The 19,833-nt window shown below is 69.8% G+C and carries 16 protein-coding genes and 1 riboswitch; of the genes, 9 read left to right on the top strand and 7 right to left on the bottom strand.

Annotated elements, in window-relative coordinates; all coding sequences use genetic code 11:
• Positions 1–9: 9 nt before the first annotated feature.
• From ACWCQK_RS21610 to ACWCQK_RS21590, 5 genes are all read left to right on the top strand, one after another.
• Positions 10–1,224 carry an HD-GYP domain-containing protein gene (locus ACWCQK_RS21610; RefSeq protein WP_451157366.1) on the top strand — a complete coding sequence of 405 codons (1,215 nt, stop codon included), beginning with the start codon at positions 10–12 and terminating at the stop codon, positions 1,222–1,224.
• A 111-nt stretch (positions 1,225–1,335) separates the two neighbouring features.
• Positions 1,336–2,316, top strand: a complete 981-nt coding sequence (locus ACWCQK_RS21605) for a tetratricopeptide repeat protein (protein WP_451157150.1) — start codon at positions 1,336–1,338, stop codon at positions 2,314–2,316.
• 86 nt (positions 2,317–2,402) lie between these two features.
• Positions 2,403–3,053, top strand: coding sequence for a peptide deformylase (gene def / locus ACWCQK_RS21600; RefSeq protein ID WP_451157148.1), 651 nt, complete (start codon positions 2,403–2,405; stop codon positions 3,051–3,053).
• A 274-nt stretch (positions 3,054–3,327) separates the two neighbouring features.
• A complete protein-coding gene (gene cyc1 / locus ACWCQK_RS21595; protein ID WP_451157146.1) occupies positions 3,328–4,443 on the top strand; it encodes an epi-isozizaene synthase in 1,116 nt (371 codons plus the stop codon).
• Entirely contained in the window at positions 4,440–5,810 is a 1,371-nt protein-coding gene (locus ACWCQK_RS21590; RefSeq protein WP_451157144.1) for a bifunctional albaflavenone monooxygenase/terpene synthase, read from the top strand. The genes cyc1 and ACWCQK_RS21590 overlap by 4 nt, the downstream gene beginning before the upstream one ends.
• Before the next feature lie 13 nt (positions 5,811–5,823).
• Here the strand turns inward: ACWCQK_RS21590 and ACWCQK_RS21585 are convergent, their stop codons facing one another.
• The 6 genes from ACWCQK_RS21585 to ACWCQK_RS21560 form a co-directional block, all read right to left on the bottom strand.
• The gene (locus ACWCQK_RS21585; RefSeq protein WP_451157142.1) at positions 5,824–6,789 is read right to left on the bottom strand and encodes a GlxA family transcriptional regulator; all 966 of its coding nucleotides are present in this window, start codon (positions 6,787–6,789) and stop codon (positions 5,824–5,826) included.
• A 247-nt stretch (positions 6,790–7,036) separates the two neighbouring features.
• The gene (locus ACWCQK_RS21580; protein ID WP_451157140.1) at positions 7,037–8,053 is read right to left on the bottom strand and encodes a ribonucleotide-diphosphate reductase subunit beta; all 1,017 of its coding nucleotides are present in this window, start codon (positions 8,051–8,053) and stop codon (positions 7,037–7,039) included.
• Complete coding sequence (locus ACWCQK_RS21575) at positions 8,053–10,413, bottom strand: ribonucleoside-diphosphate reductase subunit alpha (protein ID WP_451157138.1); 2,361 nt, start codon at positions 10,411–10,413, stop codon at positions 8,053–8,055. Before ACWCQK_RS21575 ends, ACWCQK_RS21580 begins: the two co-directional genes overlap by 1 nt.
• Positions 10,414–10,539: 126 nt before the next feature.
• Positions 10,540–10,678: riboswitch (cobalamin riboswitch) on the bottom strand.
• A gap of 223 nt (positions 10,679–10,901) precedes the next feature.
• On the bottom strand, positions 10,902–12,512 hold the full coding sequence (mctP, locus tag ACWCQK_RS21570; RefSeq protein WP_451157136.1) for a monocarboxylate uptake permease MctP: 1,611 nt from the start codon (positions 12,510–12,512) through the stop codon (positions 10,902–10,904).
• On the bottom strand, positions 12,509–12,775 hold the full coding sequence (locus tag ACWCQK_RS21565; protein ID WP_451157134.1) for a DUF3311 domain-containing protein: 267 nt from the start codon (positions 12,773–12,775) through the stop codon (positions 12,509–12,511). Before ACWCQK_RS21565 ends, mctP begins: the two co-directional genes overlap by 4 nt.
• Before the next feature lie 118 nt (positions 12,776–12,893).
• A complete protein-coding gene (locus tag ACWCQK_RS21560) occupies positions 12,894–13,658 on the bottom strand; it encodes a GntR family transcriptional regulator (protein ID WP_451157132.1) in 765 nt (254 codons plus the stop codon).
• Between the two features lie 420 nt (positions 13,659–14,078).
• Between ACWCQK_RS21560 and ACWCQK_RS21555 the strand changes: the two genes are divergently transcribed.
• From ACWCQK_RS21555 to ACWCQK_RS21540, 4 genes are all read left to right on the top strand, one after another.
• The gene (locus ACWCQK_RS21555) at positions 14,079–15,359 is read left to right on the top strand and encodes an extracellular solute-binding protein (protein WP_451157130.1); all 1,281 of its coding nucleotides are present in this window, start codon (positions 14,079–14,081) and stop codon (positions 15,357–15,359) included.
• Between the two features lie 79 nt (positions 15,360–15,438).
• Positions 15,439–16,434 carry a carbohydrate ABC transporter permease gene (locus ACWCQK_RS21550; RefSeq protein WP_451157128.1) on the top strand — a complete coding sequence of 332 codons (996 nt, stop codon included), beginning with the start codon at positions 15,439–15,441 and terminating at the stop codon, positions 16,432–16,434.
• Positions 16,431–17,261, top strand: a complete 831-nt coding sequence (locus tag ACWCQK_RS21545) for a carbohydrate ABC transporter permease (protein WP_451157126.1) — start codon at positions 16,431–16,433, stop codon at positions 17,259–17,261. Before ACWCQK_RS21550 ends, ACWCQK_RS21545 begins: the two co-directional genes overlap by 4 nt.
• A 9-nt stretch (positions 17,262–17,270) precedes the next feature.
• Complete coding sequence (locus ACWCQK_RS21540) at positions 17,271–18,767, top strand: glycoside hydrolase family 3 protein (protein WP_451157124.1); 1,497 nt, start codon at positions 17,271–17,273, stop codon at positions 18,765–18,767.
• A 109-nt stretch (positions 18,768–18,876) separates the two neighbouring features.
• On the opposite strand, the gene nagB is transcribed toward ACWCQK_RS21540, so the two are convergent.
• Positions 18,877–19,662, bottom strand: a complete 786-nt coding sequence (gene nagB, locus ACWCQK_RS21535; protein ID WP_451157122.1) for a glucosamine-6-phosphate deaminase — start codon at positions 19,660–19,662, stop codon at positions 18,877–18,879.
• Positions 19,663–19,833: the final 171 nt, after the last annotated feature.

The raw sequence follows: 19,833 nt of genomic DNA, 5'->3' as shown, positions 1-19,833 counted from the left end.
GGGCTCTCGCTGATCCGGGTCCTGGCCGGCTGTGTGGCCGTCGGCTCCCTCGGGGTCACCCTGTGGACCGGCATCGACGACCGCGCGGCGGCCCTCGCCTTCGGGATCCTCGTCGCGGTCGGCGAGCTGACCCGGTGGAGCGGGCCCGAGGGCCGGCAGACCGCGCCCCTCGCCGCCGCCGGAGCGCTCTCGTACGCGCTGCTCGGCGAGAACGGGGGCCACCCCGCCCACCACGGTGTCGCACAGATCGTCGCCGTGGTGCTCGCCGCGTCCCTGCTGGGCAGCGTGCCGCACATCGCGCGCGGGCACGGGCCGGTGCTCGACCCGCTGGCGCGCCGGGTGCTCACCGTCGGCTTCGCCGCCGTGTGCTTCCAACCCCCGTACAACAGAGGGATGTTCGACGGCTGGGGCGGGCACGCCTACGCGCTGCTGCTGGTCGCGCTGCTCGCGCTCACCGCGCTGTGCGACGCCGTGCTGGCCGCCGCGGCGGCTCACTCCCGGACCGGATGGCCGTTCGGTCCGCTGCTGCGCGACGAGTTGCGGTCCCTGCTCGGGATCGGGTCGGCCGTGTGCGCGACGGGGGCGGTGATGGCGCTCGCGGTCGCCGTGGCGGGGCTGTGGGCGCTGCCCGTGTTCTGTCTGCCGCTGCTGCTCGCCCAGGTGTCGCTGCGCCGGTACACGGCGGTGCGGGCCACCTACCGGCAGACCATCGCCTCGCTCGCCCGGGCCACCGAGATCGCGGGCTGCACCCCCGCCGGGCACGCGCGGCGCGTCGCCGGGCTCAGCCGGGCCGTCGGCCGCGACCTGGGACTGTCGGAGGCCGAACTGAACGTTCTGGAGTACGCGGCCCTCATGCACGACATCGGGCAGCTGAGCCTCGTGGACCCGGTGCCGGCCGGGGCCACCGCCGTACTGACCGCCGCCGAGCAGCGGCGGATCGCGCTGCTCGGCGGGGCCGTCGTACGGCAGACGGGGGTGGAAGGGGCCGTCGCGGTCGTGGTGGAGCGGCAGGCCGACCCCTACCGGGAGCAGCCGATGGCGGCCCGGATCGTGCGGGCCGTGAACGCGTACGAGGAGAAGGCGCGCGACGCCGGGCCCGGCGGCCCCCTCACCGCACTGGAGGAACTGCGGCTCGGGACGGCCGGGGAGTACGCCCCCGAGGTCGTGGAGGCGCTGGCACGGGTCCTGTCCCGGGGCTGTCTGACCTTGCCCTCAGTGGGGTAACCCATGGGTAATGAGCGCCTCTCCAGCCCTACGTGGTTGGATGCGAGGGAGAGGGTGTCCGGGGGCACAAGCCAGCCCACTCCACGGAACTGGAACTGGCAGGCGGGAATCGTGAGGATCTTCGGAAAGGGACGGCACCGGCCCTCCGCCTCCTGGCGGCAGGCCACCGACCGGGCGTTCACGCTGATCGGCGACGGCCGGTACGAGGACGCGGGCGCGCTGCTGACGCGGGCCGCCGACCTGGAGCCCTGGCTGTCCGAGTCCTGGTTCAACCTCGCGCTGCTGCACAAGTTCCGGCACGACTGGGAGCAGGCGCGCACGGCCGGGCTCAGGGCCGTCGCCCTGCTCGACCGGGAGAACGGGGCCCCCGACTGGTGGAACGTCGGCATCGCCGCCACCGCCCTCCAGGACTGGCCGCTGGCCCGCCGGGCCTGGCAGGCGTACGGGCTGCACGTGCCCGGCGGGTCCACGACGGCCGGGGAGCCGGTCGGCATGGACCTGGGCAGCGCGGCCGTGCGGCTGTCGCCCGAGGGCGAGGCCGAGGTCGTGTGGGGGCGCCGGCTGGACCCCGCCCGGATCGAGGTGCTGTCCATTCCGCTGCCGTCCTCGGGGCGGCGCTGGGGCGAGGTCGTCCTGCACGACGGCGTGCCCCACGGGGAGCGGACCACGTCGGCCGGGCACTCCTACCCGGTGTTCGACGAGATCGAGCTGTGGGCGCCGTCGCCCGTGCCCACCTGGGTGGTCCTTCTGGAGGCCGCCACCGAGGCCGACCGGGACGCGCTGGAGCGGCTCGCCGCCGACGCGGGGTTCGCGGCCGAGGACTGGTCGTCATCCGTTCGGCTGCTGTGCCGGATGTGCTCGGAGTCGCGCATGCCGTCCGACGAGGGCGACGGCGTGCACCTCGATCCGCACGACCACAGCGAGCCCGGTCACCCCGGCCCGCTCGGCCACCGCACCGACGGGCAGCTCTGGATGCCCGAACGGGAGTGCGGGGTGGCCGCGCCGGCCTCGCTGGTGCGGGGGCTGCTGGACGGCTGGGTCGCGGACAGCCCGGACTCACGGGACTGGCGGGACCTCGAAGAGGTCTGCTGAGCCGTCCGTCCGCCGGGCGTCCCCGACGACAGGCCCTAGGCTGTACCCGCAGAAATCTCAGGCTTGCAGGAAGGCGTACGTCGGTCATGGCGCAGCAGGACACCGATCAGCAGCACACGGGGGTGCTCCCCGTGGACGACGAGGGCTTCGTCATCGACACCGAGGAGGCGGAGCAGCGCGAGGCCGCCTGGCACGCGCGCGGCACCTCGCGGCCGATCACGGTCGTCGGCAACCCGGTGCTGCACAAGGAGTGCAAGGACGTCACCGACTTCGGCGAGGAGCTCCAGCAGCTGGTCGCCGACATGTTCGCCAGCCAGCGCACCGCCGAGGGCGTGGGCCTGGCCGCCAACCAGATCGGTGTCGACCTGAAGGTCTTCGTCTACGACTGCCCCGACGACGAGGGCGTGCGTCACGTGGGCGTGGTCTGCAACCCCAAGGTCGTCGAACTGCCGGCGGACCGGCGCCGGCTGGACGACAGCAACGAGGGCTGCCTGTCGGTGCCGACCGCGTACATGCCGCTCGCGCGCCCCGACTACGCCGAGGTGACCGGGCAGGACGAGCAGGGCAACCCCGTCAGGGTGCGGGGCACGGGCTACTTCGCCCGGTGTTTGCAGCACGAGACCGACCACCTCTACGGCTACCTCTACATCGACCGGCTCTCCAAGCGGGACCGCAAGGACGCGCTGCGACAGATGGCCGAGAGCGAGCCGCGCTACCCCGTGGTGGCCAACGGCTGAGCCCCCCGACGACCGCCGCGACGCCTGGTCAGGTTCTTCCTGACCAGGCGTCGTTCGTCTGTCCCTCGTACGTCCGATCCTGTACGCACCCGTAGTAATCCGTAACCAGTCACGCTAGGGGGGATTCTCGGCACGTTGGGGTAGTGAATGAAGCAAATCCATTCCCAGAACGGTCAGTCGTGGTGCTGAATAGGAAGTGCGGGGATACGCAACGGCGCACGCCCGGCACGACGGGAGGGGTGTCGCGCTCAACGGCGGCCGAGAGGGGTAGTTCGTGCCTGCTTTCTCATACAGCACCACGTACAGCACCACGTACGGCACCACATGGACATCCACTGCGACAGCGTTCGCGGTCCCGCCCTCGCTCTCTCTCCCAGTGATCGAGGCCGCGTTTCCCCGGCAACTCCATCAGTATTGGCCAAAGCTTCAGGAGAAGACGCGTACCTGGCTGCTGGAAAAGCGGCTCATGCCGGCGGACAAGGTGGCGGAATATGCCGACGGACTGTGCTACACGGACCTCATGGCGGGGTACTACATTGGCGCCCCCGACGAGGTCCTCCAGGCCATAGCCGACTACAGCGCGTGGTTCTTCGTCTGGGACGACCGCCATGACCGTGACATCGTGCACCACCGGGCGGCGGCCTGGCGGCGGCTGAGGTTCCGGTTGCATGCGGCACTGGTCTCCCCCGAGAAGCATCTGCACCACCAGGACCCCCTGGTCGCGGGCTTCGCGGACAGTGTGCGGCGGCTGTACTCGTTCCTGCCCGGTACGTGGAACGCGCGGTTCGCCCGGCACTTCCACGAGGTGATCGAGGCGTACGACCGGGAATTCCGCAACCGCACCCAGGGAATCGTCCCGGCGGTCGAGGAATATCTCGCACTGAGGCGCCTGACCTTCGCCCACTGGATATGGACTGACCTGCTGGAGCCGAGCGCGGGATGTGAACTTCCGGACCCTGTGCGGAAACACCCCGCATATCGGCGGGCGGCGCTGCTCAGTCAGGAATTTGCCGCCTGGTACAACGATCTCTGTTCGCTCCCGAAGGAAATAGCGGGAGAAGAGGTGCACAATCTCGGAATCAGTCTCATCACCCATGAGGGGCTGACCCTGGAAGAGGCGGTCGAGAATCTGCGCGGACGCATCGAGGAATGCATAGCGGAATTCCTCACCGTCGAACGGGAAGCCTTACGTTTCGCGGACCGGCTCGACGACGGCACGGTGCGGGGAAAAGAACTCGGCGCCGCCGTACGGGCCTGCCTCGGAAACATGCGGAACTGGTTCAGCTCCGTCTACTGGTTCCACCACGAGTCCGGCCGGTACATGGTCGACAGCTGGGACGACCGGTCCACGCCCCCGTACGTCAACAACGAAGCGGCAGGTGAGAAATGACCGTCGAGTCTGTGAAACCCGCGGGACTCCAGGTGCCGGAACCGACCGAGCCGCCGCTGGCCGGAGGCGGGCTCCCGCTCCTCGGCCACGGCTGGAAGCTGGCCCGCGACCCGCTGGCGTTCATGTCGCGACTGCGCGACCACGGCGATGTCGTACGCCTGAAACTGGGCCCGAAGACGGTCTACGCCGTCACCGCCCCCGCGCTCACCGGCGCGCTGGCGCTCAGCCCCGACTACAAGATCGACGGCCCGCTGTGGGAGTCGCTGGAAGGCCTGCTCGGCAAGGAGGGCGTGGCCACCGCGAACGGCCCGACGCACCGGCGCCAGCGGCGCACCATCCAGCCGGCCTTCCGGCTCGACGCCATCCCCGCGTACGGCTCGATCATGGAGGAGGAGGCGCACGCGCTGACCGAGCGCTGGCAGCCCGGCGACACCGTCGACTGCACCTCCGAGTCCTTCCGGGTCGCCGTGCGGATCGCCGCCCGCTGTCTGCTGCGCGGCGACTTCATGGACGAGCGGGCCGAGCGGCTGTGCGTCGCGCTCGCCACCGTCTTCCGCGGTATGTACCGCAGGATGGTGGTTCCGCTCGGACCGCTCTACCGGCTGCCGCTCCCGGCCAACCGTGAATTCAACCGCGCGCTGGCCGATTTGCATCTCCTGGTCGACGAGATCGTGGCCGAGCGCCGGGCATCCGGTCAAAAGCCGGACGATTTGCTGACGGCCTTGCTGGAAGCGAAGGACGAGAATGGCGACCCCATCGGGGAACAGGAGATCCACGACCAGGTCGTCGCGATACTCACGCCCGGCAGCGAAACCGTCGCTTCCACGATCATGTGGCTGCTCCAGGTCCTCGCCGAACACCCGGAACACGCCGACAGGGTGCGGGCGGAGGTCGAATCCGTGACCGGTGGCCGGCCCGTCGGATTCGAGGACGTCCGCAAGCTCGCGCACACCAACAATGTCGTCGTCGAGGCCATGCGTTTGCGCCCCGCCGTATGGATATTGACGCGGCGGGCGGTGACCGAAACCGAACTCGGCGGGTACCGCATTCCGGCCGGTGCGGACATCGTGTACAGCCCGTACGCGATCCAGCGCGACGCGCGTTCCTACGCGGACAACCTGGAGTTCGACCCCGACCGCTGGCTGCCCGAGCGGGTCAAGGACGTACCGAAGTACGCCATGAGCCCGTTCAGCGTGGGCAACCGCAAGTGCCCCAGCGACCACTTCTCGATGGCACAACTGACGCTGATCACGGCGGCGGTGGCGACGAGGTACCGCTTCGAGCAGGTGGACGGTTCGAACGACACGACCCGGGTGGGCATCACGCTGCGTCCGCACAGGCTGCTGCTGAGGCCGGTGGCGAGGTGACGTCCGCGGACGTTCAGGCGGCCTCCGGGCCCCTGAACGTCCGCCGGTAGGCGTGCGGGGTGGTCCCCAGCGCCCGGTCGAACTGATGGCGCAGCGCGGCCGCCGTACCGAACCCGGTACGCCAGGCGATCGCGTCCACCGTCTCGTCCGTCACCTCCAGCAACCGCTGTGCCAGCAAGACGCGTTGGCGCAGGATCCAGCGGTAGGGGGTCGTCCCCGTCTCCTGCTGGAAGCGGCGGGCGAAGGTGCGCGGGGACATGTGCGCGCGGTCGGCGAGCTGCTCGACGGTGACCTCCTCGTCGAGGTGGTTCTCCATCCACACCAGCACCTCGCCGACCGTGTCGCACGCGGCCCTGGGCAACGGCCGCTCGATGTACTGCGCCTGCCCGCCGTCCCGGTGCGGCGGCACCACCATCCGGCGGGCGATCCTGTTGGCGACCTCGGGACCCTGTTCCTTGCGCACGATGTGCAGACAGGCGTCGATCCCGGCCGCGGTGCCGGCGGAGGTGATCACCGGGTCCTCGTCGACGTAGAGCACGTCCGGCTCGATGATCGCCCGTGGATTGCGCCGGGCCAGGTCCTCGGCCTGTCGCCAGTGCACGCTGCACCGCCGGCCGTCGAGCAGCCCGGCCGCGCCGAGCACGAACACCCCCGAGCACACGCTCAGCACCCGGGCCCCGCGGGCCACGGCCCGCACCAGGGCGTCGAGCAGCTCGGGGGGATAGGCGCGGTTGACGTAGTCGCTGCCGGCCGGCACGGCGATCAGATCGGCTTCCTCCAGCCGGTCCAGGCCGTACGGCGTCGAGACGCTGAGCCCGCCGACATGGGTGTCGAGCCGGGGGCCCTCGGCGGAGACCACGGCGAAGTCGTACACCGGCAGGCCCTCGTCGCTGCGGTCGATGCCGAACACTTCGCAGACGACGCCGAGTTCGAAGGGATGCACGCCGTCGAGGAGGACGGCCGCCACGTTCTTCAGCATGCTGCCAGTGTGCCTCGGAAGTGGCAGCAATTCGAGGGTGCACGGCAGTACTGCCACTGTTTGTAAGGAGTGTTCGGCGTGACAGTGGTGTCATGACTACAGCGCAGACAGAAGCCCTGACCGCGATGGCCGCCGTCCTCGGGATCCTGGTTCTCCTGGTCCTCCCCTCACTGGTCGGCATCGTGCGCGAGGCGCGCGTCGACCGACAGCTCAGGGAGGCCCAGGAGCTCCGGGAGACCGGACGGGGTCAGAAGTCCTCGTCCAGGTCGACGGTGCCCTCCACCGCGACCTGGTACGCCGACGGACGCCGCTCGAAGAAGTTGGTCAGTTCCTGAACCCCCTGGAGCTCCATGAAGGAGAAGGGGTTCTCGGAGCCGAAGACCGGGGCGAAGCCGAGACGGCTCAGCCGCTGGTCGGCGACGCACTCGAGGTACTGGCGCATCGAGTCGGTGTTCATGCCCGGCAGGCCGTCACCGCACAGGTCGCGCGCGAACTGGAGCTCGGCCTCGACGGCCTCCCGGAGCATGTCGGTGACCTGCTGCTGGAGTGCGTCGTCGAAGAGCTCCGGCTCCTCCTTGCGGACGGTGTCGACCACGTCGAACGCGAAGCTCATGTGCATCGTCTCGTCGCGGAACACCCAGTTGGTGCCGGTGGCCAGGCCGTGCAGCAGGCCGCGGCTGCGGAACCAGTAGACGTACGCGAAGGCGCCGTAGAAGAACAGGCCCTCGATGCACGCGGCGAAGCAGATGAGGTTGAGCAGGAAACGGCGGCGGTCGGCCTCGGTCTCCAGACGGTCCAGCTTCTCGACCTCGTTGATCCACCTGAAGCAGAACTCGGCCTTCTCGCGGATGGAGGGGATGCTCTCCACGGCGTCGAAGGCGGCCGTCCGGTCCTCCGGGTCGGGGAGGTAGGTGTCCAGCAGCGTCAGATAGAACTGGACGTGCACGGCCTCCTCGAACAGCTGGCGCGACAGGTACAGCCGCGCCTCCGGGGAGTTGATGTGCTTGTAGAGCGTGAGCACCAGGTTGTTCGCCACGATCGAGTCGCCGGTCGCGAAGAACGCGACCAGGCGGCCGATCAGATGCTGTTCGGCCGGGGTCATCTTCGCGAGGTCGGCCACGTCGGAGTGGAGGTCGACCTCCTCCACGGTCCAGGTGTTCTTGATCGCGTCCCGGTAGCGCTCGTAGAAGTCGGGGTAGCGCATCGGGCGCAGCGTCAGCTCGAAGCCCGGGTCGAGGAGGTTCTGGTTACGGGTGGAGCTCATTACTGGCAGGCCTCGCAGGACTCGGGGTTTTCGAGGGAGCAGGCGACGGCGTCGGGGTCGGCCGCCTGCTGGACGGGGATGGTGGCCTGCGCCTGGGCCGCCCGCGCGATGCGGGTCGCCGGGCGCGAGCGCAGGTAGTACGTCGTCTTCAGGCCCGACTTCCAGGCGTACGCGTACATCGAGGAGAGCTTGCCGATGGTCGGCGTCTCCAGGAACAGGTTCAGGGACTGGGCCTGGTCCAGGAACGGCGTCCGGGCCGCGGCCATGTCGATCAGACCGCGCTGCGGGATCTCCCACGCCGTGCGGTACAGCGCCCGTACGTCGGCCGGGATCCACGCGAAGTCCTGCACCGAGCCGTTGGCGTCGCGCAGCGCCTCACGGGTGCGGGCGTCCCACACGCCGAGCGCCTTCAGGTCCCGCACCAGGTAGGAGTTGACCTGGAGGAACTCGCCCGACAGGGTCTCGCGCTTGAACAGGTTGGAGACCTGCGGCTCGATGCACTCGTACACGCCCGCGATGGACGCGATGGTGGCGGTCGGCGCGATCGCCAGCAGCAGCGAGTTGCGCATCCCGGTGACGGCGATACGTTCCCGCAGGGCCGCCCAGCGCTCCGGCCAGGTGAGCTCGACGTCGTAGTGGTCGGGGTGCAGCACGCCCCGCGCGGTCCGGGTCTTCTCCCAGGCCGGCAGCGGGCCGTTGCGCTCGGCCAGTTCGGCGGAGGCCTCGTACGCGGCGAGCATGATGCGCTCGGCGATCCGGGTGGAGAGCCGCTTGGCCTCCGGGGAGTCGAACGGCATCCGCAGCTTGAAGAAGACGTCCTGGAGCCCCATCGCGCCCAGGCCCACCGGACGCCACTTCGCGTTGGAGCGGCCCGCCTGCTCGGTCGGGTAGAAGTTGATGTCGACCACCCGGTCGAGGAAGGTGACCGCGGTGCGGACGGTCTCGTCCAGCCGCTCCCAGTCGAGGTCACCGTCGACGACGAACGCGCCCACGTTGACCGACCCCAGGTTGCAGACCGCCGTCTCCCCGTCGTCCGTGACCTCCAGGATCTCGGTGCAGAGGTTGGAGGAGTGGACCACGTGGCCCGGCAGGGCCGTCTGGTTGGCGGTGCGGTTGGCGGCGTCCTTGAAGGTCATCCAGCCGTTGCCGGTCTGCGCGAGGGTGCGCATCATCCGGCCGTACAGATCGCGGGCGGGGATCGTCTTCTTCGCCAGGCCCGCCGCCTCCGCCTTGTGGTAGGCCGCGTCGAACTCCTCGCCCCACAGGTCGACCAGCTCGGGCACGTCGGCGGGGGAGAAGAGGGACCACGGGGCGTCGGCGTTCACCCGGCGCATGAACTCGTCCGGGATCCAGTGCGCGAGGTTGAGGTTGTGCGTACGACGGGCGTCCTCACCGGTGTTGTCGCGCAGCTCCAGGAACTCCTCGATGTCGGAGTGCCAGGTCTCCAGGTACACCGCGGCCGCGCCCTTGCGCCGGCCGCCCTGGTTCACCGCGGCGACCGAGGCGTCGAGGGTCTTCAGGAACGGGACGATGCCGTTGGAGTGCCCGTTCGTGCCGCGGATGAGGGAACCCCGCGAGCGGATCCGGGAGTACGACAGACCGATGCCGCCGGCGTGCTTGGAGAGCCGGGCGACCTGGTGGTAGCGGTCGTAGATGGAGTCCAGCTCGTCCAGCGGCGAGTCGAGGAGATAGCAGGACGACATCTGGGGGTGGCGCGTACCGGAGTTGAAGAGCGTGGGCGAGGACGGGAGGTAGTCGAGGCGGCTCATCAGCCGGTAGAGCGAGGCCACCTGGTCCAGGGCGCGGACGGTGTCGTCCTCGGCCAGGCCGCACGCCACGCGCAGCATGAAGTGCTGGGGCGTCTCGATCACGCTGCGGGTGATCGGGTGCCGCAGCAGATAGCGGCTGTGCAGGGTGCGCAGGCCGAAGTAGCCGAACCGGTCGTCGCCGTCCGGGTCGACGAGCGCGTCGAGACGGGCCGCGTGGAGGCGCGCGAACTCCGCCGTACGGTCGGCGATGAGCCCCTCGCGGTGCCCGACGGCGACGGACTCGGTGAACGTCGTCACGCCCTGCGAGGCGGCCTCGGCGGCGATGCTGACGGTCAACAGCCGGGCGGCGAGCCGTGAGTAGGCGGGGTCCTCGGAGATGAGCCCCGCGGCCGCCTCCGTGGCCAGCTCGCGCAACTCCGTCTCGTCCGCGCGCGCGGACCGGCCGCGCAGCGCGGCGGCGGCGACCCGGCCGGGGTCGGCGTCGGGGAGGTCGGCGGTCAGCGCGGTCAGGGTCCGCAGCAGCGCGGTACCGGGACCGTCGATCTCCTTCGCCGGGGTCGCTGAAGCCGGATCGGCTGGCGCGATGGTCACGTGGGGGCTCTCCCTCGCTCGGCACGGGGACCTCGCGGAGGGCAGCGGGCAGCACACGAGCGCACGGGGGCGTCGCGTCCACCGGCCCATTCCACGAGGCCCGGACGTCAGGGCACCCGGACCGGACGGCCGGGCGCGCTGTCGGCAGGTCCTCGGACTGACGCGAGTGCGTGTCCGTTCTGGGACGGACATGCACAAGTACACCGTTGCGGGACAGTTCCGGATTCGCACCGGATTCCCCTGCGGCGACAGCGAGCATGAGCATACATCTTGTGCCGGGCTGCGGTGGCACCACCAGATGTTGTGTCGTGTCGGCTTCGGAGCGTGTCAGAGCGTCAGCTCGCGGGCCGGTGGCGGGCATGGCGAAGGGCGGCCGGGCCCGTCGGCCCAGCCGCCCCATGGCTCACTTCCACCACACCGAAGGAGCCGGATCTCCGCCCGGGCGCCTTCGGTCCCTCCGCCGGGCGACGCCCAGGCGGTGTTGCGCCCTAGTGCGCCGAACCCGCGGTCGCCGGCGGCAGCTCCACCTGTACGCCGGGATCGCCCGCGTCCGCCGTGTAGTCCTGCGGACTGGTCTCGTCGACGCCGTCCGGGGCCTTCAGGGCCCGCAGCACGAAGGTGAGGAACACGGTCACCACCGCGTTCAGCACGAACGCCGTGAGGCCGATGTAGCCGATCTCGCCGATGCCCGGGATCTCCTTCGCCGAGCCGCCGAAGTGCTTCTGCGTGGGCGAGGCGACGCCGTACGCGGCGAGCGTCCCGTAGAGCATGCCGACCGCCCAGCCCGCGAGCAGCGCCCAGCGGTGGAACCAGCGCGTGAACAGGCCGCCGACCAGGGACGGGAAGGTCTGCAGGATCCAGATCCCGCCCAGGAGCTGGAAGTTGATGGCGACCGTCTTGTCCATCGTGAGGACGAAGACCAGGGCTCCCACCTTCACCAGCAGCGAGACCAGCTTGGAGACCTTCGTCTCCTGCTGGGGTGTCGCGTCGGGCTTGATGAAGTCCTTGTAGATGTTGCGCGTGAAAAGATTCGCGGCGGCGATCGACATGATCGCGGCCGGGACGAGCGCCCCGATGCCGATCGCCGCGAAGGCCACCCCCGCGAACCAGTCCGGGAACATGTTCTCGAACAGCTGCGGGATGGCCAGCTGGCCGTTGGTGACCTTGACGCCGGCCGCGATCGCCATGAAACCGAGCAGCGCGAGCAGGCCCAGCATCAGGGAGTACAGCGGCAGGATCGTGGTGTTGCGGCGGATCACCTCACGGCTGCGGCTGGACAGCGTCGCCGTGATCGAGTGCGGGTACATGAACAGGGCCAGCGCCGAGCCGAGGGCCAGGGTGGCGTACGTCCACTGGCCCGCCTGGGCCGGGACGAGGCCGCCCGCGCCGGCCGCGGTGTACTTGTCGCTCGCCGCCGAGAAGATCTCGTCGAAGCCGCCGAGCTTGATCGGGATGTAGATGATGGCCACCGCGATCACGAGGTAGATCAGCGTGTCCTTCACGAACGCGATCAGGGCGGGGGCGCGCAGCCCCGAGGAGTAGGTGTACGCGGCCAGCACGCCGAACGCGATGAGCAGCGGGAGGTCCTTGACGAACCAGTTGGTGTTCTCGCCGCCGCCCACGCCCATCACGTCCAGCACGGCCTGGATGCCGACCAGCTGGAGCGCGATGTACGGCATGGTCGCGAGGATGCCGGTGACGGCCACGGCGAGGGACAGGCCCTTGGAGCCGAAGCGGCCGCGCACGAAGTCCGACGTCGTCACGTATCCGTGCTTGTGGGAGACCGACCACAGGCGGGGCAGGAACGTGAAGATCAGCGGGTAGACCAGGATCGTGTACGGCACGGCGAAGAAGCCGGCCGCGCCCGCCGCGTAGATCGCCGCCGGTACGGCGACGAAGGTGTACGCCGTGTAGAGGTCGCCGCCGAGCAGGAACCAGGTGACCCAGGTGCCGAACGAGCGCCCGCCCAGGCCCCATTCGTCCAGGCTGTGCTCGTTGTCCGGCCTGCGCCAGCGTGCGGCGAGGAAGCCCATGACCGTGACGGCCACGAAGAAGAAGATGAAGACGGCGAGTGCCACGCCGTTCACGCCGTCGTTCACGCGTCGACACCGCCCTTCGCGGTGGTGCGGGCGCGCTGGTCACGCCGCCACAGCTGGTGGGCGATCACGGTGAGCGCGGTCGAGACGAGCACCCACAGCATCTGGTACCAGTAGAAGAACGGGATGCCGATGAAAGTCGGATCCGTCTTCGCGTACGACCCGACCCACAGCATCGCCACGAAGGGCGTGACGAGACAGAGGCCGATGACGACGCGCACCGGCGTCACCACCGGCCCTCTGTTCGCTTCTGGGGCAATTGACATCTGGCGACTCCGTCCCCTCGCTGATCACCGCTGACGCGCAGGCAATCTAGGTCACGGTGTTGCGTGAACGGAACCCCTCGTCCGTATGACGGGTGCAGAGCGTGTGAAGAAAGCCGGCTCAGTCCTGAGGGCGCTTGAGCCTGGCCACGAACTTGTACCGGTCGCCCCGGTACACCGACCGCACCCACTCCACCGGCTGGCCGTCCTTGTCCAGCGAGTGCCGGGACAGCATCAGCATGGGCAGGCCGACGTCGGTGCCGAGCAGGCCCGCCTCGCGCGGGGTGGCCAGCGAGGTCTCGATGGTCTCCTCGGCCTCGGCGAGGTGGACGTCGTAGACCTCGGCCAGGGCGGTGTAGAGGGACGTGTACTTCACCAGCGACCTGCGCAGCGCGGGGAAGCGCTTCGCCGACAGGTGGGTGGTCTCGATGGCCATCGGCTCGGCGTTGGCCATGCGCAGCCGCTCGATGCGCAGTACGCGCCCGCCGGCGGTGATGTGGAGCAGGCCGGCGAGGGTGTCGTCGGCGGTGATGTAGCCGATGTCCAGGAGCTGCGAGGTGGGTTCGAGGCCCTGGGCGCGCATGTCCTCGGTGTACGAGGTGAGTTGCAGCGCCTGGGAGACCTTTGGCTTGGCGACGAACGTGCCCTTGCCCTGGATGCGTTCGAGGCGGCCCTCGACGACGAGTTCCTGGAGCGCCTGACGGACCGTGGTGCGCGAGGTGTCGAACTCGGCGGCCAGCGTCCGCTCGGGCGGGACCGGGGTGCCGGGCGCCTGCGTCTCCGTCATCTCCAACAGGTGCTTCTTCAGGCGGTAGTACTTGGGCACGCGCGCGGTACGGACGGTCGCCCCACCCTCGTTCTCCGCACTGCTGACGTCGGTGCTCATGCTCTGCCTTCCCGGCTCCGGGTGCCGAAGCGACCGACGTACCGTCGGCCGCGGCTCACATCGTGGCACGGCTTCGTGTACGGGGTGTCCCCCGCGGTGACCACGCACGCTCCGTGATCCCCTCTGTATACCGTTGGCCCTCGCTTTGGTCTAGTCCAGAGGGCCGGGCGAGTGAGTGCGGTACGCGTGAACTGGCCCGTCCGTTCTGGTCGCTTGGAAATGAAAAGTCCCTGCATATCGCGGTCCCGTAACGGACGACTCGACCCCCTTCGAACACCCTTGACAGCCCTATTGGTCTGGGCCAAGCTCCCCCCTACTGGTCTACACCATTGGTCCAGTCCCGGCCCCACGGGCGGTACGGCGCGTTGACGGTCACCGCGGGGAGCAGGGGGGTTTGTGGGCATCCCTGAGGAGGGTGGCGTGAAGCGCAAGCTGACAGTCGCGATCGGTATCGCGGGAATGATGGTCTCCATCGCGGCGTGCGGGGGCAGCGGCGACGACGGCGGCGAGAGCAAGGCCGGGGCGGACGGCTACAAGGGCCAGACGCTCACCGTGTGGGTCATGGACGGCTCTTCGCCGGACCAGTGGCAGAAGGACGTGACCGCCGCCTTCGAGAAGAAGACCAAGGCGAAGGTCAAGTTCGAGGTCCAGCAGTGGAACGGCATCCAGCAGAAGCTGACCACCGCCCTGTCCGAGGAGAACCCGCCGGACGTCTTCGAGATCGGCAACACCCAGACCCCGGCCTACGCCAAGACCGGCGGCCTGGCCGACCTCGCCGCCCTGAAGGGCTCCCTCGGCGCCGACTGGACCCAGTCCCTCAACAACTCCTCCGTCTTCGACGGAAAGCAGTACGCGGCGCCCTGGTACTTCGCCAACCGCGTCGTCATCTACAACAAGAAGGTCTGGGCCGACGCCGGCATCAAGGACCTGCCCAAGACGCGCGACGAGTTCTACGCCGACCTCAAGCAGATCGGCACCAAGACCAAGAACGAGCCGATCTACCTGCCGGGCCAGAACTGGTACCACTTCGTCGGCCTGACGGTCGGTGAGGGCGCCGAGCTGGTCAAGAAGGACGGCGACAAGTACGTCTCCAACCTGGCCGACCCGAAGGTCGCCGCCGCGATGGAGACCTACAAGAAGTTCCAGGCGCTGTCCAAGGCGCCGAAGGACAAGGACGAGGCCACCCCGCAGCAGGGCGAGGTCTTCGCCAAGGGCAACGTCGGCGCCATCATCGGCATGGGCTGGGAATCCGGCATCGCCATCAAGGCCAACCCGGCCATCGAGAAGGAGATCGGCTACTTCACCATCCCCGGTGCCGCGGCCGACAAGCCCGAGGGCGTCTTCCTCGGCGGCTCCAACCTCGCCGTCGCCGCGGGCAGCAAGAAGCAGGCGCTCGCCGACGAGTTCCTGAAGATCGCCCTGTCCGACCAGTACGAGGGCGAGCTGGCCAAGCTCAACGGCGTCATCCCGAACAAGGAGTCGCTCCAGACCAACCTGACGGGCAACGCCGCCGCCGAGGCGGCCGCGCCGGCCGCCGCGGGCGGTGGCACCACGCCGCTGATCCCGGAGTGGGCCGCCGTCGAGAACGCGCCCAACCCGATCAAGACGTACATGACCGCCGTGCTGAACGGCAAGTCCCCGGCCGAGGCCGCCAAGCAGGTCGAGGACGAGTTCAACAAGCGCCTGTCGCAGCAGCAGTAGCGCCCGCAGGAGGCGGGGGCCGCCCACCCGGCGGCCCCCGCCCCCAGCGTCGAACCGGTCGAGAGAAGAGATGGCGAGCATGACCGTGCAGACCGAACGGCCGCCCTCCGGCCCGGCGGACGTCCGCAAGTCGGACGACGGAGGACCCGGCAGGCCACCACCGCGAGCCGCGTCGCGCGCCGGCGCGCTCGCCCCGTACCTCCTGCTGCTGCCGGCCTGCGCGGCCACCGTGCTGCTGCTCGGCTGGCCGCTGCTGAAGGACCTGCTGCTGTCGTTCCAGAACCTCAACATGGGACAGCTGATCCAGCATGTCACCGAGTGGAACGGCTTCGACAACTACGAACAGGCCCTCACCGGCGAGGACTTCTGGCGCGTCACCCTGCGGTCGCTGCTGTTCACGGCCGTCAACGTCGTCCTGATCATGATCGTGGGCACCCTGGTCGGCCTGCTGCTGGCCCGCCTCGGCCGGCGGATGCGCGTGACGCTGATGATCGGGCTGGTACTGGCCTGGGCGATGCCCGTGGTCGCCGCCACCACCGTCTACCAGTGGCTGTTCGCCCAGCGCTTCGGTGTCGTCAACTGGGTCCTGGACAAGTTCGGCCTGCACTCCATGGCCGACTACAGCTGGACCAGCAGCCAGCTGTCGACGTTCTTCGTCGTCACCCTGCTGATCGTCTGGATGTCGATCCCCTTCGTCGCGATCAACCTGTACGCGGCCACCACCACCATCCCCGGCGAGCTGTACGAGGCGGCGGCCCTCGACGGCGCCGGCGTCTGGAAGAGCTTCACCACGGTCACGCTGCCGTTCCTGCGGCCCTTCCTCTACGCCACCACGTTCCTGGAGATCATCTGGGTCTTCAAGTCGTTCGTGCAGGTCTTCACCATCAACGGCGGCGGTCCCGACCGCCTCACCGAGACCCTGCCCGTCTACGCCTACATCGAGGGTGTCGGCAACCAGCACTACGGCATGGGCGCGGCGATCGCCGTGCTGACCATCCTGATCCTGCTCGGCGTCACCGCCTACTACCTGCGGATCGTGCTCAAGCAGGAGAACGAAGAGGAGGCCGAGCTGTGAAGCGCTCGCTCTGCAGCCGCGCATGGCCCAACGTCACGGCCGCCGTGCTGTTCGTCGGCTTCGTCTTTCCCGTCTACTGGATGTTCGCCACGGCCCTCAAGCCGACCGGCGACATCATCGCGGACGACCCGGTCTGGTTCCCGACCGACGTCACCTTCGAGCACTTCAAGAAGGCGACCGGCGTCGACCACTTCTGGACGTACGTCGGCAACTCGCTGATCGTCACGGTCCTCGCGGTCGTCTTCTCGCTGGTCGTCGCGCTCGCCGGGTCCTTCGCGCTGGCGCGGATGCGCTTCCGCGGGCGGCGCGGCTTCGTCATCGGCTTCATGCTGGCCCAGATGGCGCCCTGGGAAGTCATGGTCATCGCGATGTACATGATCGTGCGGGACGCGTCGCTGCTCAACAGCCTCGTCCCGCTGACCGTCTTCTACATGATGATGATCCTGCCCTTCACCATCCTGACGCTGCGTGGCTTCGTGGCCGCCGTGCCGAAGGAACTGGAGGAGGCCGCGCTGGTCGACGGCTGCACGCGCGGCCAGGCGTTCCGCAGGGTCATCCTGCCGCTGCTCGCGCCGGGCCTGATGTCCACCTCGCTGTTCGGCTTCATCACCGCCTGGAACGAGTTCCCGCTCGTCCTGGTCCTCAACAAGGAGGCCGAGGCACAGACACTCCCGCTGTGGCTGTCCAGCTTCCAGACCGCCTTCGGCAACGACTGGGGCGCGACCATGGCGGCGTCCTCGCTCTTCGCCGTCCCGATCCTGATCCTCTTCGTCTTCCTCCAGCGCAGGGCCGTCAGCGGTCTGACCGCCGGCGCCGTGAAGGGATAACGCCATCCGATGACGACATTCGCCAGCGGCACCGACACGCTCACCCGCGACGCCCTGACGGTGCTCCAGCCCGGCTTCCCCGGCACCACGGCCCCCGACTGGCTGCTGCGCCGCCTCGGTGAGGGCCTCGCCTCGGTCGGTCTGTTCGGCCGCAACATCGCCTCGCCCGAGCAACTGGCCACCCTGACCGCGCAACTGCGCGCCGAGCGGGACGACGTGCTGGTCGCGATCGACGAGGAGGGCGGCGACGTCACGCGCCTGGAGGTGCGCACCGGTTCCAGCTTCCCCGGCAACCACGCGCTCGGCGCGGTGGACGACGTCGAACTGACCCGCGCGGTCGCCTCCGAACTGGGACGACGGCTCGCGGCCTGCGGCGTCAACCTGAACTGGGCGCCCTCCGCGGACGTCAACTCCAACCCCGTCAACCCGGTCATCGGCGTCCGCTCGTTCGGCGCCGACACCGCGCTGGCCGCCCGGCACACCGCCGCCTACGTCACCGGGCTCCAGTCGGCGGGCGTCGCCGCCTGCACCAAGCACTTCCCGGGTCACGGCGACACGGCCGTGGACTCCCACCACGCGCTGCCCCGCATCGACGTCGACGCCGAGGTGCTCGCGGAACGCGAACTGGTCCCCTTCCGCGCGGCGATCGCCGCCGGCACCCGGGCCGTCATGAGCGCGCACATCCTGGTGCCCGCCCTGGACCCCGATCACCCCGCGACACTGTCCCGCCGCATCCTCACCGGCCTGCTGCGCGGTGAACTCGGCTACGACGGCCTGATCGTCACCGACGGCATGGAGATGCGGGCCATCGCGGCCACCTACGGCATCGAGCGCGGCAGCGTCCTCGCCGTCGCGGCCGGCGCCGACGCGATCTGCGTGGGCGGCGGTCTGGCCGACGACGAGACCGTACGACGCCTGCGCGACGCCCTCGTCACGGCCGTACGCTCGGGCGAGCTGCCCGAGGAGCGACTGGCCGACGCGGCGGAACGGGTGCGCGCGCTGGCCCGCTGGACGGCGACCGCCGCTCCCGCGCGGGAGACACGGGAGACGCGTGAGACCGGTGCCGACGTGGGGCTCGTCGCCGCCAGGCGCGCGCTCACGGTGACGGCCGCGCTGCCGTACGCGCCGCCCGCCGTACCCCCCTACGTCGCCGCGCTCACCCCGGTCGCGAACATCGCCGTCGGCGACGACACCCCCTGGGGCGTCGCCGCCGAGCTGGCCCGTCTGCTGCCGGGCACGGAGACGGGCAGCTTCGCGGGCGAGGACGCGGGGCGGGCGGTGCTGGTGTCGGCGGGAGAGCGGCGGATCGTCGCCGTCGTCCGCGACGAGCACCGGCATCCGTGGATGGCGGCGGCCCTCGACATCCTGCTCGCGGCCCGCCCCGACACCGTCGTGGTGGAGATGGGCGTCCCGCAGGCCACGCCCCGCGGCGCCCTGCACATCGCCACCCACGGCGCGGCCCGCGTGTGCGGCCGGGCGGCGGCGGAGGTCATCGCGGGCCGGTAGCCGCCGCGCCGACACGGACGCGGAGCGGGTACGACACAGGCGCCGGGCTCTCACGGGGGGAGTGCGGCGCCTGTGTGCCTACCCGGGGGTCCCGGACCCGAGGGGTGGCTCAGATCCCTTGCCAGTCCGGCTTGGCGGCGTAGGTGTGCCGGAAGTAGTCCGCGAGCTTCAGCTTGGACGCGGCGGCCTCGTCGACCACGACCGTCGCGTGCGGGTGGAGCTGGAGCGCCGAGGCCGGGCACACCGCCGCGACCGGGCCCTCGACGGTCGCGGCGACCGCGTCCGCCTTGCCCTCACCGGTCGCGAGCAGCACCAGGTGCCGCGCCTCCAGGATGGTGCCGATGCCCTGGGTGATGACGTGATGCGGCACCTGTTCGATGTCGCCGTCGAAGAAGCGCGCGTTGTCCACGCGGGTCTGCTCGGTCAGCGTCTTGATCCGGGTGCGCGAGGCGAGCGAGGAACAGGGCTCGTTGAACCCGATGTGCCCGTCGGTCCCGATGCCGAGCAGTTGGAGGTCCACACCGCCGGCCCCGGCCAGCGACCGGTCGTACGCCTCGCACGCTCCCTGCACGTCCGTGGCCGTGCCGTCGGGCCCCAGGAACGCGCTCATCCCGATCCCGAGCGGCTCCAGCACCTCGCGGCGCAGCACCGAGCGATAGGACTCCGGATGGTCGGCGGGCAGCCCCACGTACTCGTCGAGCTGGGCTATCCGCGCCCGGGAGGTGTCCGCGGCGCCGGAGCGGACTTTCGCCCTCAGCGCCTGGTAGACGGGCAGTGGCGTCGAGCCGGTGGCCACACCGAGCAGCGCGTCGGGCTTGCGCCGCAGGAGCTGCGCCATGGCCTCGGCGATGAGCTCGCCGCCCGACTCGGCGTCCGGAACGATGACAACTTCCACGCTGGGCCTGCCGTTCTGGAGAGAGCTGAAGAGAGGGCTTCGAAGATCTCTGAAGGTCTATGTGGTTTAGACCAATCTAACAGAGTCGGGCCCTCCCTCCCAGGCGGGATCTTTCACTAGCGGCCACTACAGAACGGACGGTACAGCAGATCGTCCACATTTCTCTAGCGT

It is taken from the genome of Streptomyces sp. NPDC002306, assembly GCF_053593435.1.
This window is presented reverse-complemented; position numbering and strand designations above follow the sequence as displayed.

Bases quoted from the DNA above. Each gene is read 5' to 3' on its own strand.
- ACWCQK_RS21585 (WP_451157142.1), bottom strand. From the start codon at position 6,789: ATGCTGAAGAACGTGGCGGCCGTCCTCCTCGACGGCGTGCATCCCTTC.
- ACWCQK_RS21580 (WP_451157140.1), bottom strand. From the start codon at position 8,053: ATGAGCTCCACCCGTAACCAGAACCTCCTCGACCCGGGCTTCGAGCTG.
- ACWCQK_RS21560 (WP_451157132.1), bottom strand. From the start codon at position 13,658: ATGAGCACCGACGTCAGCAGTGCGGAGAACGAGGGTGGGGCGACCGTC.
- def (WP_451157148.1), top strand. From the start codon at position 2,403: ATGGCGCAGCAGGACACCGATCAGCAGCACACGGGGGTGCTCCCCGTG.
- ACWCQK_RS21540 (WP_451157124.1), top strand. From the start codon at position 17,271: ATGACGACATTCGCCAGCGGCACCGACACGCTCACCCGCGACGCCCTG.
- ACWCQK_RS21550 (WP_451157128.1), top strand. From the start codon at position 15,439: ATGACCGTGCAGACCGAACGGCCGCCCTCCGGCCCGGCGGACGTCCGC.
- ACWCQK_RS21590 (WP_451157144.1), top strand. From the start codon at position 4,440: ATGACCGTCGAGTCTGTGAAACCCGCGGGACTCCAGGTGCCGGAACCG.
- ACWCQK_RS21565 (WP_451157134.1), bottom strand. From the start codon at position 12,775: ATGTCAATTGCCCCAGAAGCGAACAGAGGGCCGGTGGTGACGCCGGTG.